At 52.8% G+C, this 13,412-nt stretch carries 10 protein-coding genes; 1 reads left to right on the forward strand and 9 read right to left on the reverse strand.

Translation table 11 applies throughout. The features are described from left to right. Positions 1–340: 340 nt before the first annotated feature. A complete protein-coding gene (locus D4100_RS24915; protein WP_065505746.1) occupies positions 341–766 on the forward strand; it encodes a thioesterase family protein in 426 nt (141 codons plus the stop codon). 82 nt (positions 767–848) lie between these two features. Here D4100_RS24915 and rpoC read toward each other — a convergent pair whose 3' ends face one another. The 9 genes from rpoC to D4100_RS24965 form a co-directional block, all read right to left on the reverse strand. Further along, complete coding sequence (rpoC, locus tag D4100_RS24920; RefSeq protein ID WP_065505745.1) at positions 849–5,072, reverse strand: DNA-directed RNA polymerase subunit beta'; 4,224 nt, start codon at positions 5,070–5,072, stop codon at positions 849–851. A 118-nt stretch (positions 5,073–5,190) separates the two neighbouring features. After that, positions 5,191–9,219 (reverse strand): DNA-directed RNA polymerase subunit beta, encoded by a 4,029-nt coding sequence (gene rpoB / locus D4100_RS24925; protein ID WP_065505744.1) that lies wholly within the window; start codon positions 9,217–9,219, stop codon positions 5,191–5,193. Positions 9,220–9,548: 329 nt separating this feature from the next. Continuing rightward, on the reverse strand, positions 9,549–9,914 hold the full coding sequence (gene rplL / locus D4100_RS24930; protein ID WP_006323137.1) for a 50S ribosomal protein L7/L12: 366 nt from the start codon (positions 9,912–9,914) through the stop codon (positions 9,549–9,551). Positions 9,915–9,976: 62 nt separating this feature from the next. Then, the gene (rplJ, locus tag D4100_RS24935) at positions 9,977–10,474 is read right to left on the reverse strand and encodes a 50S ribosomal protein L10 (protein WP_006323136.1); all 498 of its coding nucleotides are present in this window, start codon (positions 10,472–10,474) and stop codon (positions 9,977–9,979) included. 330 nt (positions 10,475–10,804) lie between these two features. After that, the gene (gene rplA, locus D4100_RS24945) at positions 10,805–11,509 is read right to left on the reverse strand and encodes a 50S ribosomal protein L1 (RefSeq protein WP_012004742.1); all 705 of its coding nucleotides are present in this window, start codon (positions 11,507–11,509) and stop codon (positions 10,805–10,807) included. A 3-nt stretch (positions 11,510–11,512) separates the two neighbouring features. Next, on the reverse strand, positions 11,513–11,941 hold the full coding sequence (gene rplK / locus D4100_RS24950) for a 50S ribosomal protein L11 (protein WP_006323135.1): 429 nt from the start codon (positions 11,939–11,941) through the stop codon (positions 11,513–11,515). 158 nt (positions 11,942–12,099) lie between these two features. Then, positions 12,100–12,645: a transcription termination/antitermination protein NusG gene (gene nusG / locus D4100_RS24955; RefSeq protein WP_004953928.1), complete on the reverse strand. Its 546-nt coding sequence runs from the start codon at positions 12,643–12,645 to the stop codon at positions 12,100–12,102. A gap of 1 nt (position 12,646) precedes the next feature. Continuing rightward, the gene (gene secE / locus D4100_RS24960) at positions 12,647–13,030 is read right to left on the reverse strand and encodes a preprotein translocase subunit SecE (protein ID WP_065506797.1); all 384 of its coding nucleotides are present in this window, start codon (positions 13,028–13,030) and stop codon (positions 12,647–12,649) included. A gap of 259 nt (positions 13,031–13,289) precedes the next feature. Continuing rightward, positions 13,290–13,412, reverse strand: a 123-nt coding sequence (locus D4100_RS24965) for an EF-Tu C-terminal domain-related protein (protein ID WP_079452499.1), incomplete at its 5' end; no start/stop codon positions are given.

A 13,412-nucleotide genomic window follows, 5' to 3' on the forward strand; every position in this document is an offset into this window, starting at 1 on the left:
GCCGCGCAAAGCCTGCCAAGGCTGCTGGCACGGGAAATCAGTGCAGCTATAGTGGCGATGCTGGCTTCCGAATCCGGCACCAGCCGGAGCCGCTATTTTCTCAACGGCTCTGCTTACCAACCCCCGGATCGCGCCGGATACCCTCCCGCGCGACTCCGGGACCTCCCCCAATGTCTGCATTTTCCCGCATTCATCTCACCGGCCTTTTGACAAAACAAACTGGTTGGACCACATTTAAAGTCTGATCGCTGAACCGGTCTGATAACTCTGCGGGATAACCACCATGAATCTGTACCTGCGACTGATCTGGGTTTTACTCTCATCGTGCTGGAAGCCACGCATGTCGATGGACGCTTTGACCAACCGACTGGCGACCCGAGTGTGGCTGAATGACATCGATCTCAATTTGCATATGAACAATGGCCGCTACATGACGGTATGCGACCTGAATCGGGTCGATTTGTTTATCCGCACCGGCCTGATGGCGTTGATGCTTAAACGGCGCTGGTCGCCGATCATCAGCCAGCACACCATGGATTACAAAAAGGCGCTGCAACCCTTCCAGCGCTATCAGGTCAGCATGAGCATTACCCACTGGGACGAGCGCTATTTCTATGCCACCCATACCTTCAGCATCGGAGATCGGATCGTCGCTCAGGGTACCTCGCGGGCGGTGATTTTAGGGCGAGAAGGTGTGGTGGCGCCGGATGTGGTGGTAGCAAGCGTTCGGCAATACCAGCAGGCGAAGGGCGTCATCGGCGTGTGATTCAGGCAAAAAAAAACCGCCCCCGAAGGAGCGGTTTATCTGGCAAGGGTCCGGCATACCGGACCCCAGGGCATATCAACGATTACTCGTCGTTACCGCCCAGGTTACCTGCATTCAGCAATTCAGCCAGGTTAGCTGTCGCTTCTTCCGCGCTGACCTGCGGAACAACCGGCACTTCGCCCTGTGCTTTACGGCGCATACGATCCTGGTGATAAGCGTAACCGGTACCGGCTGGGATCAGACGGCCCACGATGACGTTCTCTTTCAGGCCGCGCAGTTCATCACGCTTACCGGCAACAGCCGCTTCGGTCAGAACACGCGTCGTTTCCTGGAACGATGCTGCGGAGATGAAGGACTCGGTCGCCAAGGAAGCCTTGGTGATACCCAGCAGATCGCGTGAGAAGGTTGCCTCGATTTTACCTTCAGCAGCAAGCTGACGGTTGGCAATCTTAACGCGAGACACTTCAGCCTGCTCGCCTTCCAGGAACTCGGTGCTACCAGCGCTAACGATGGTGCCTTTGCGCAGCATCTGACGAACGATAACTTCGATGTGTTTATCGTTAATCTTAACGCCTTGCAGACGGTAAACTTCCTGCACTTCGTTGGTGATGTAGCGGGTAACCGCATGCACACCACGCAGACGCAGAATGTCGTGCGGAGACTCTGGGCCGTCAGAAACAACGTCGCCACGTTCCACAATTTCGCCTTCAAACACGTTGAGCTGACGCCATTTCGGAATCATCTCTTCGTAAGCGTCGCTGCCGTCCAGCGGAGAGATTACCAGGCGACGTTTGCCTTTGGTCTCTTTACCGAACGAGATAATCCCGCTGATTTCAGCCAGGATAGCCGGTTCTTTCGGACGACGTGCTTCGAACAGATCCGCAACGCGTGGCAGACCACCGGTAATATCCTTGGTACCGCCGGATTCCTGAGGAATACGCGCCAGGGTATCACCCGCACCGATCTGAATGCCGTCTTCCAGCTGCACAATCGCTTTACCTGGCAGGAAGTATTGAGCAGGCATATCAGTACCTGGGATCAATACGTCGTCGCCTTTAGCATCAACGATTTTCAGTGCCGGACGCAGGTCTTTACCGCTACCGGTACGCTCTGCGCTGTCCAGTACGACCAGAGAAGACAAACCGGTCAGTTCGTCGGTCTGGCGGGTAATGGTCTGGCCGTCAACCATATCAGCGAAGCGGATGAAACCACTCACTTCGGTGATAACTGGCATGGTGTGCGGATCCCAGTTAGCAACGGTTTCGCCGCCGTTAACTTCTGCACCGTCACCTTTGCCCATCACGGCACCGTAAGGCACTTTGTAGCTTTCTTTGGTACGACCGAATTCGTCGATCAGCTTCAGCTCGGTGTTACGAGAGGTAATCACCAGCTTGCCTGCGGCGTTCATAACGAACTTCACATTGCTCAGCTTCAGCGTACCCTTGTTTTTCACCTGGATGCTGGATTCAGCAGCCGCACGAGATGCCGCACCACCGATGTGGAACGTACGCATCGTCAGCTGTGTACCCGGCTCACCGATTGACTGTGCCGCGATAACGCCGATAGCTTCGCCTTTGTTGATGATGTGACCACGTGCCAGGTCGCGACCATAGCAGTTTGCACACACACCAAAGTCGGTTTCACAGCTAACTACAGAGCGGACTTTAACGCTGTCGACAGAATTCTCTTCCAACAGGTCACAGGTCTTCTCATGCAACAGCGTGTTGCGTGGAACCAGAATGTCCGCCGTACCCGGCTTGATGACATCTTCTGCAGTCACACGACCCAGAACACGTTCACGCAGTGGCTCTTTAACGTCGCCACCTTCGATAACCGGAGTCATCGTGATGCCGTTGTGAGTGCCACAGTCGTCTTCGGTCACCACCAGATCCTGCGCCACGTCAACCAGACGACGGGTCAGATAACCGGAGTTAGCCGTTTTCAGTGCGGTATCCGCCAAACCTTTACGAGCACCGTGAGTGGAGATGAAGTACTGGAGTACGTTCAGACCTTCACGGAAGTTCGCGGTGATTGGCGTTTCGATGATGGAGCCGTCCGGCTTCGCCATCAGACCACGCATACCGGCCAGCTGACGAATCTGAGCGGCGGAACCACGTGCACCGGAGTCGGCCATCATAAAGATGCTGTTGAAGGAAACTTGTTGTTCCACAACGCCGTCACGGTTAACCACGTCTTCAACCGACAGGTTTTCCATCATCGCTTTAGCAACACGTTCGTTTGCCGCAGCCCAGATATCGATCACTTTGTTGTAACGTTCGCCGGCGGTTACCAGACCAGACTGGAACTGCTCCTGGATCTCGGCAACTTCGGTTTCCGCTTCTTCGATGATCTCCGCTTTCTTGGCTGGGATAACCATGTCATCGATACCTACTGAAGCACCTGAACGGGCTGCATAGGCAAAACCGGTGTACATGATCTGGTCAGCAAAGATAACGGTCGGCTTCAGGCCCAGGATGCGGTAACAGGTGTTCAGCATCTTGGAGATCGCTTTCTTGCCCAAAGGCTGGTTAACGATCGAGTACGGCAGACCTTTTGGCACGATCATCCACAGGATGGCGCGACCAACGGTAGTGTCGATGATCGAAGTCTGGTGTACAGACTCGCCTTCGGTGTTTTTGATCTCTTCGGTGATACGCACTTTGACACGCGCATGCAGAGAGGCCAGACCGGCGCGATAAATACGCTCAGCTTCTTTCGGGCCGCTCAGCACCATGCCTTCGCCTTTGGCGTTAACACAGTCACGGGTCATGTAGTACAGACCCAGTACAACGTCCTGAGAAGGAACGATGATTGGCTCGCCGTTCGCAGGTGACAGGATGTTGTTGGTAGACATCATCAACGCACGCGCTTCCAGCTGGGCTTCCAGCGTCAGCGGTACGTGTACAGCCATTTGGTCACCATCGAAGTCGGCGTTGTATGCCGCACAAACCAGCGGGTGCAGCTGGATTGCCTTGCCTTCGATCAGAACCGGTTCAAACGCCTGGATACCCAAACGGTGCAGGGTTGGTGCACGGTTCAGCAGTACCGGGTGTTCGCGGATAACTTCGTCGAGGATGTCCCAAACGACAGCTTCTTCGCGCTCAACCATTTTCTTGGCGGCTTTGATGGTGGTGGCCAGGCCACGCAGTTCCAGCTTGCCGTAGATGAACGGTTTGAACAGCTCCAGCGCCATTTTCTTAGGCAGACCGCACTGATGCAGACGCAGGTATGGACCTACGGTGATTACAGAACGACCGGAGTAGTCAACACGTTTACCCAACAGGTTCTGACGGAAACGACCTTGCTTACCTTTGATCATATCGGCCAAAGATTTCAGAGGACGTTTGTTGGAACCGGTGATCGCACGACCGCGACGGCCGTTATCCAGCAGGGCATCTACCGCTTCTTGCAGCATACGCTTTTCGTTGCGCACGATGATGTCAGGCGCGGCCAGATCCAGCAGGCGTTTCAGACGGTTGTTACGGTTGATTACGCGGCGGTACAGATCGTTCAGATCTGAAGTCGCGAAACGACCACCATCCAGCGGAACCAGCGGACGCAGATCCGGTGGCAGTACCGGCAGCACGGTCAGGATCATCCACTCTGGCTTGTTGCCAGACTGTACGAACGCTTCCAGCAGCTTGATACGCTTGGTCAGCTTCTTACGCTTGGTTTCGGAGTTGGTTTCGTTCAGCTCTTCACGCAGCTGTTCGCATTCCGCTTCCAGATCCATGTTTTTCAACAGGGCCTGAATAGCTTCCGCACCCATCTTGGCGTCGAATTCGTCACCGAACTCTTCCAGCGCATCCAGATACTGCTCTTCAGTCAGGATCTGACGACGCTCGAGGTTGGTCATACCGCCTTCAACAACCACATAGGATTCGAAGTACAGTACGCGTTCGATGTCACGCAGCGGCATATCCAGCAGCAAACCGATGCGCGAAGGCAGCGATTTCAGGAACCAGATATGTGCAGTCGGTGATGCCAGCTCGATGTGGCCCATGCGCTCACGGCGCACTTTGGTCTGGGTCACTTCAACGCCGCACTTCTCACAGATCACGCCGCGGTGTTTTAAGCGCTTGTACTTACCGCACAGGCACTCATAGTCTTTTACCGGCCCAAAGATACGGGCGCAGAAAAGGCCGTCACGTTCTGGTTTGAACGTACGGTAGTTAATGGTTTCCGGCTTCTTAACTTCACCGAACGACCACGAACGGATCATATCTGGCGATGCCAGAGCAATCTTGATCGCATCAAACTCTTCGGTCTTAGTTTGCGCTTTCAGAAACTTCAATAAGTCTTTCACGGATTGGCTCCTGTCGGAGTTAAACCTGTTGGGCGCACGCTGACAAATCGCGCGCCCGTGTGACCTGAACAACCACCCTCAGGCTCCCTAAGGCCGGGAGCCTGAGCCGGAAAAACGATTACTCGTCTTCCAGTTCGATGTTGATACCGAGCGAGCGGATTTCTTTCAACAGTACGTTGAAGGACTCCGGCATGCCTGGTTCCATGCGGTGATCGCCATCCACGATGTTTTTGTACATCTTGGTACGGCCGTTAACGTCATCCGACTTAACGGTGAGCATTTCCTGCAAGGTGTAAGCTGCGCCGTATGCTTCCAGTGCCCACACTTCCATCTCACCGAAGCGTTGACCACCGAACTGCGCCTTACCACCCAGAGGTTGCTGAGTAACCAAGCTGTAAGAACCGGTTGAACGGGCGTGCATTTTATCGTCAACCAAGTGGTTCAGTTTCAGCATGTACATATAGCCAACGGTAACCTGGCGCTCGAACTGCTCACCGGTACGGCCATCGAACAGCGTAATCTGACCGGAGGTTGGGATTCCGCCCATTTCCAGCAGTTGCTTGATTTCAGTCTCTTTCGCACCATCGAACACCGGCGTGGCGATTGGCATACCTTTTTTCAGGTTCTCTGCCAGACGCAGTACTTCGTCGTCGGTGAAGGTGTTCAGGTCAACTTTCTGGCAGACATCGTCGCCCAGATCGTAGGCCTTCTGAATGAACTCACGCAGCTTGGCCACTTCCTGATGCTGCTTCAGCATTTGGTTGATCTTCTCACCAATGCCTTTCGCAGCCATACCCAGGTGGGTTTCCAGGATCTGACCGATGTTCATACGTGATGGTACGCCCAGCGGGTTCAGTACGATGTCAACCGGCGTGCCGTTTTCATCGTAAGGCATATCTTCGATCGGGTTGATCTTGGAGATAACACCCTTGTTACCGTGGCGGCCTGCCATCTTGTCACCCGGTTGGATCTGACGCTTAACAGCCAGATAAACCTTAACGATTTTCAGCACGCCTGGTGCCAGGTCATCGCCTTGGGTGATCTTACGACGCTTGGCGTCCAGCTTCTTCTCGAAGTCGGATTTCAGCTCGTCGTACTGCTCTGCCAGCTGTTCCAGCTGGTTTTGCTTCTCTTCGTCGGTCAGGCCCAGTTCCAGCCAGCGATCGCGTGGCAGTTTGCTCAGCTTCTCGGCTTCAACGCCACCGGCAACCAACACCGCATGGATACGTGCAAACAGACCGGCTTCCAGGATCTGCAGTTCTTCAGTCAGGTCTTTCTTCGCCTGCTTCAGCTGCATTTCTTCGATTTCCAACGCACGCTTGTCTTTTTCCACGCCATCGCGGGTAAAGACCTGCACGTCGATAACCGTACCGGAAACGCCGTTTGGTACACGCAGAGAAGAGTCTTTAACGTCAGACGCTTTCTCACCGAAGATCGCGCGCAGCAGCTTCTCTTCCGGGGTCAGTTGGGTTTCACCTTTCGGCGTTACCTTGCCCACCAGAATGTCGCCACCGGTCACTTCAGCACCGATATACACGATACCGGATTCATCCAGTTTGGAGAGCGCAGCTTCACCCACATTAGGGATGTCGGCAGTGATCTCTTCAGGCCCCAGCTTGGTGTCACGAGACACGCACGCCAGTTCCTGGATGTGGATGGTAGTGAAGCGATCTTCCTGAACCACACGCTCGGACACCAAGATGGAGTCTTCGAAGTTGTAACCGTTCCATGGCATGAACGCCACGCGCATGTTCTGGCCCAGCGCCAGTTCACCCAGATCCGTGGACGGGCCATCTGCCAGCACGTCGCCGCGCTCGATTGGCTCACCCAGGTTCACGCACGGCATCTGGTTGATGCAGGTGTTCTGGTTAGAACGGGTGTACTTGGTCAGGTTATAAATATCGATACCTGCTTCGCCCGCGTGCATCTCGTCTTCGTTAACTTTGATAACGATACGGGAAGCATCCACGTACTGGATCACACCGCCACGTTTGGCTACGGCAGTAACACCGGAGTCAACCGCTACAGCACGTTCCATACCGGTACCTACCAGCGGCTTGTCAGCACGCAGAGTAGGAACCGCCTGACGTTGCATGTTCGCACCCATCAATGCACGGTTGGCGTCATCGTGTTCCAGGAATGGAATCAGTGAAGCACCAACGGAAACAACCTGCTGGGTTGATACGTCCATATAGTCAACCTGATCGCGGCTAAACAGGCTTGATTCGCCTTTGCTACGACAGGTGACCAGGTCTTCTACGAAGCGGCCGTCATCATCCAGGTTGGAGTTCGCCTGAGCGATAACGAAGTTGCCTTCTTCAATAGCAGACAGGTAGTTGATTTCATCGGTAACCAGACCGTCACGCACGCGGCGGTACGGAGTTTCCAGGAAGCCATACTCGTTGGTCTGTGCGTACACGGACAAGGAGTTGATCAGACCGATGTTTGGACCTTCCGGCGTTTCGATTGGGCACACGCGACCGTAGTGAGTCGGGTGTACGTCTCGAACTTCAAAGCCGGCACGTTCACGGGTCAAACCGCCTGGGCCCAATGCAGAGATACGACGTTTGTGCGTAATCTCGGACAACGGGTTGTTCTGGTCCATAAACTGAGACAGCTGGCTAGAGCCGAAGAACTCTTTCACCGCCGCCGAAATCGGCTTGGCGTTGATCATGTCCTGAGGCATCAGGGTGTCCAGATCGCCCAGGGACAGACGTTCTTTAACTGCACGCTCAACACGCACCAGACCTACACGGAACTGGTTCTCAGCCATTTCGCCGACGGAACGGATACGACGGTTGCCCAAGTGGTCGATGTCGTCCACTTCGCCTTTACCGTTACGGATATCGATGAGCTTCTTCATCACTTCAATGATGTCGTCTTTGCTCAGGATGCCCGAACCTTCGATCTCGTCACGCAGCAGAGAACGGTTGAACTTCATACGGCCAACCGCAGACAGATCGTAGCGGTCTTCAGAGAAGAACAGGTTCTCGAACAGGCTTTCGGCAGCTTCGCGCGTTGGCGGCTCACCAGGGCGCATCATGCGGTAGATTTCTACCAGTGCGCTCAGACGATCGCTGGTTGGGTCGACACGTATAGTCTCGGAGATATACGCACCGTGATCCAGATCGTTGGTGAACAGCGTTTCGATACGTTTGTGGCCGGACTGGCTCAGCTTGGCCAGCAGATCCAGCGACAGCTCCATGTTGGCTGCGCAGATCAGCTCACCGGTATTGGTATCGATATAGTCCTTCGCGACCACTTTGCCCGCAATGTACTCAACCGGTACTTCAATACTCTGAATTTCGTCTTTTTCGAGCTGACGGATATGACGAGCGGTGATACGACGGCCTTTCTCAATGTAGATCTTGCCGTTGGCTTCGATATCAAACGAAGCAGTCTCACCACGCAGACGTTCTGGAACCAGCTCCATCTGCAGCTTGTTATCACGGATCTCGAATACAACTTTCGCAAAGAACAGGTCAAGGATCTGCTCAGTGGTGAATTGCAGCGCGCGCAGAATGATGGTCGCAGGCAGTTTGCGGCGACGGTCAATACGCACGAACAGGTTGTCTTTCGGGTCAAACTCGAAATCCAACCATGAACCGCGGTAAGGGATGATACGTGCGTTATAAAGCACTTTACCCGAGGAGTGGGTTTTACCCTTATCGCTGTCAAAGAATACGCCAGGACTACGGTGAAGCTGAGATACGATAACCCTCTCAGTACCGTTGATCACAAAGGTACCGTTTTCGGTCATGAGCGGAATTTCGCCCATATAGACTTCTTGTTCCTTGATGTCTTTGACCGTACCTTCCGGAGCTTCGCGCTCATAGATTACCAGGCGCAGTTTTACGCGCAGCGGTGCAGAGTACGTCACACCACGGATCTGGCACTCTTTGACGTCGAACACCGGCTCACCAAGACGGTAGCTAACGTATTGCAGCTCCGAATTGCCACTGTAGCTCTGGATAGGGAATACAGAACGGAATGCGGCTTCAAGGCCGTACTGCCCTTCTGGGTCTTGCTCGATAAACTTCTGGAACGAGTCAAGCTGGATAGAAAGGAGATATGGTATGTCCAGAACTTGTGGACGCTTACCAAAATCCTTACGAATACGTTTTTTCTCGGTATAGGAGTAAACCATAGGGTTCCTCAGCTCGCTGATCAGTGACCCAATCTGTCCGTCCGGATAGAGGACGGTTCATGCAACACCATTTTGTGGATCGGAAAGCGGGAACACTTTCCGCAATACTCGTTTCTATCACGCTTAAATCATTTCATCGCGCTGTGCGGCAGATTCGGCTGCGGCAGGGAGAGCAATATATTAAGTCGTCGATAGAAAGAAATATTGGGGTTAGCCAGTAGCCAAACAGTGTGAAACTCTACTGACGCCCTACAGCGCAAAAAGGCTGGCGACCAAAAAGTCACCAGCCATCAGTCTGTTAAGTCAGACTGCACTCTGAGAAGTTAAAATTACTTAACTTCAACAGAAGCGCCAGCTTCTTCCAGAGCTTTTTTCAGTGCTTCAGCGTCGTCTTTGCTGATGCCTTCTTTCAGTACTGCTGGAGCAGATTCTACCAGGTCTTTGGCTTCTTTCAGGCCCAGACCGGTTGCGCCACGTACTGCTTTGATAACTGCAACCTTGTTGCCGCCGATAGCAGACAGAACAACGTCGAATTCAGTTTTTTCTTCAACAACTTCAGCAGCAGCAGCAGGACCTGCAGCTACAGCAGCAGCAGAAACACCGAACTTCTCTTCCATAGCGGCGATCAGTTCAACGATTTCCATTACAGACAGAGCTGCAACGCCTTCGATAATTTGGTCTTTAGTGATAGACATAACAAAAGTTCCTAAGATTCAGAAATAGTTTAAATACGTAAGCAACGGATAAGAAAGAGGGCTTATGCCGCTTCTTTCTGATCGCGCAGTGCAGCCAGAGTGCGAACCAATTTGCCAGCAGCGGCTTCTTTCATGGTTGCCATCAGGCGTGCGATTGCTTCATCGTAAGTAGGCAGAGTTGCCAAGCGGTCAATTTGTGCCGCAGGGATCAGCTCACCTTCAAAGGCCGCAGCTTTAATCTCGAACTTTGCATTCGCTTTCGCGAAATCTTTGAACAGACGAGCAGCAGCGCCCGGGTGTTCATGAGAAAATGCAATCAAGGTAGGACCGACAAACGTGTCTTTCAGGCATTCGAATGGAGTGCCTTCAACTACGCGACGCATCAAGGTGTTACGAACAACACGCATGTAAACGCCAGCTTCACGACCTGCTTTACGCAGTTCAGTCATTTTATCAACGGTAACGCCACGGGAATCCGCAACAACCGCAGACAGCGCGCCTTTGGCTACTTCGTTGACTTCAGCAACAATCGCTTGTTTGTCTTGAAGATTTAATGCCATTAGCTTTTTGCTCCTGGATTTAGCCGGGGGAAATCCCCGGCACTCACATCACTCAACACCTTGTGATAAATCACGCGGTGAGAGCGTTCAAACACGGTGAGCAGAATCCAGCAAAGACAATTTAAAATTTTCTTTAGGCTCTGTCACCGTCTACGCAGGAAGGATTAAGTACCTTTCGATACACCTGCGGTCTTGGACGGAGGCCTGGATAGGCCAGGCTCCAACCGAAAAATCTTTGTTCCGCTGATAGCTATTACCAATAGCGAAACCTTGGGGGATAAGATTCTAGACAAATCTTAGCCCCAAGTCAAAGCGATAATCGCAAGGCGATTAGTTCGCTACAGCAGTCAGGCCGCTTTGATCGATAGCAACGCCAGCACCCATGGTGGTGGAGAGGCTAACTTTCTTGATGTACACGCCTTTAGCCTGAGATGGTTTTGCCTTTTTCAGCGCAACCAGCAGAGCTTCCAGGTTTTCTTTCAGCTTGTCTGACTCGAAATCAACCTTACCGATAGTGGTATGGATGATGCCGTTTTTGTCGTTACGGTAACGAACCTGGCCTGCTTTAGCGTTTTTCACTGCTTCAGCAACGTTCGGAGTAACGGTACCCACTTTCGGGTTTGGCATCAGGCCACGTGGACCCAAGATCTGGCCCAGTTGACCAACAACGCGCATTGCATCAGGAGAAGCAATAACAACGTCGAAGTTCATTTCGCCTTTCTTGATCTGGTCTGCCAGATCTTCCATACCTACCAGCTCTGCGCCAGCAGCTTTAGCTGCTTCAGCGTTAGGGCCTTGGGCAAATACGGCAACGCGAACGGAACGACCGGTGCCGTTTGGCAGAACGGTAGCGCCACGAACGTTTTGGTCAGATTTACGAGCGTCGATGCCGAGGTTAACAGCAACGTCAACGCTTTCTACGAATTTAGCGGTGGCCAGCTCTTTCAGCAGAGCAACAGCTTCGGTGATGTCATACTGTTTAGTAGCATCAACTTTGTCACGGATCACGCGCATGCGCTTGGTCAGCTTAGCCATTTCTTAATCCTCCACTACCAGGCCCATGGAACGAGCAGTACCTTCGATGGAGCGAGTCATCGCTTCAACGTTAGAACCAGTCATGTCCGCAGCTTTGGTTTCTGCGATTTCACGTACCTGAGCACTAGTCACTTTACCTACTTTGTCTTTGTTCGGCTTGCCTGAACCAGACTTGATACCAGCCGCTTTTTTCAGCAGAACTGCTGCTGGCGGAGTTTTGGTAACGAAAGTGAAGGAACGGTCAGAATAAACAGTAATAACAACCGGAATCGGCAGGCCTTTCTCAACGCTGTCAGTCTTAGCATTGAACGCCTTACAGAATTCCATGATGTTAACGCCTTGCTGACCCAGAGCTGGACCAACTGGCGGACTTGGGTTTGCCATACCGGCTGCAACTTGCAGCTTAACGTAGGCTTGTACTTTCTTGGCCATTTACAATTCCTCGGTTTGGGTAATAGCGCCTCACAAGAGGCTCCCCGTGTTTCACCTCGCTCAATGAGCAAGGTCTATAAAAACAAAAGGCGCGAAATTATAGTTCAATTTCGCGCCTCTGACAAGCGACAAAAAGCCACTTATCGCTGATTAATTGATCAGCCTTTTTCAACCTGAGCAAAGTCCAGTTCCACCGGCGTTGCACGCCCAAAGATGGAGACAGAAACTTTCAGGCGACTCTTCTCGTAGTCCACTTCTTCAACAACACCGTTGAAGTCAGCGAATGGACCATCGTTAACGCGGACCAGTTCACCCGGTTCGAACAGCGTTTTAGGACGCGGCTTATCACCAACCTGCTGCAGGCGGTTCATGATCGCATCAACTTCTTTATCGCTGATCGGTGCCGGGCGGTCAGAGGTGCCACCGATGAAACCCATTACGCGTGGAACGCTGCGCACCAAGTGCCAGCTGGCATCGTTCATCACCATCTGAACCAGCACATAACCCGGGAAGAATTTGCGCTCGCTTTTACGACGTTGACCACCACGGATTTCAACAACTTCTTCCGTAGGAACCATGACTTCGCCGAACAGTTCTTCCATATCGTGCAGTTTGATATGCTCACGCAGCGATTGCGCTACGCGACCTTCAAAACCGGAAAACGCCTGAACGACGTACCAACGTTTTTTTGGGGCTTCAGACATTTTAGAACCTCAGGCCAGTAATAAACGATACCAGACGGACCAGAATACCATCCAGTCCCCACAGAATCAGTGACATCACGGCAGTTACCGCAGCAACGATCAACGTGGTATGTAGCGTTTCCTGACGAGTTGGCCAAATCACTTTGCGCACTTCAGTACGCGCTTCGCGTGCAAACGCAACGGTAGCTTTGCCTTTGGTAGTCATCAGCGCCACTGCGCCTGCAATGGCGATAACCACTACAACGGCCAACGCACGTAATGGCAGGCTGAAATCACGGTAGTAATAGTTACCGACAATAGCCACAACCAACAGAACGGCAACGGTCACCCACTTTGCCGCTTCCAGGCCGCGCCCGCTCCCTTGAGCCTCGGTATTCGCACTCATAAACCAACCTGTCACAATGAATTCAGAACAGACAACTTTGCCTCGCACCGCGAGGCAAACCAAACCGATCAGATGCTGCTTCGGCAGCATCTCGGTGTTTTACGCTATGACGTATCTCAGTCAATACGGTTTTAAGAGCCCATCTCACCAATGATTATGACTGCAAAATCGCTGATGAGATAGGTTCTAGTTCACAGCGTAGAAAAAGGGCATCAAATGATGCCCTTTTACCGCGTGTTGCGTCAAATATTATCAGCGATTAAGCGATAACTTTAGCAACAACACCAGCGCCAACAGTACGGCCGCCTTCACGGATTGCGAAACGCAGGCCGTCGTCCATCGCGATTGGGTGGATCAGGGTTACAACCATGTTCACGTTGTC

The sequence above is a fragment of the Serratia inhibens genome, assembly GCF_003591175.1.
GTDB lineage: Bacteria > Pseudomonadota > Gammaproteobacteria > Enterobacterales > Enterobacteriaceae > Serratia > Serratia inhibens.

Bases quoted from the DNA above. Each gene is read 5' to 3' on its own strand.
- D4100_RS24915 (WP_065505746.1), top strand. From the start codon at position 341: ATGTCGATGGACGCTTTGACCAACCGACTGGCGACCCGAGTGTGGCTG.
- rpoB (WP_065505744.1), bottom strand. From the start codon at position 9,219: ATGGTTTACTCCTATACCGAGAAAAAACGTATTCGTAAGGATTTTGGT.
- rplL (WP_006323137.1), bottom strand. From the start codon at position 9,914: ATGTCTATCACTAAAGACCAAATTATCGAAGGCGTTGCAGCTCTGTCT.
- rplJ (WP_006323136.1), bottom strand. From the start codon at position 10,474: ATGGCATTAAATCTTCAAGACAAACAAGCGATTGTTGCTGAAGTCAAC.
- rplA (WP_012004742.1), bottom strand. From the start codon at position 11,509: ATGGCTAAGCTGACCAAGCGCATGCGCGTGATCCGTGACAAAGTTGAT.
- rplK (WP_006323135.1), bottom strand. From the start codon at position 11,941: ATGGCCAAGAAAGTACAAGCCTACGTTAAGCTGCAAGTTGCAGCCGGT.
- nusG (WP_004953928.1), bottom strand. From the start codon at position 12,645: ATGTCTGAAGCCCCAAAAAAACGTTGGTACGTCGTTCAGGCGTTTTCC.
- secE (WP_065506797.1), bottom strand. From the start codon at position 13,030: ATGAGTGCGAATACCGAGGCTCAAGGGAGCGGGCGCGGCCTGGAAGCG.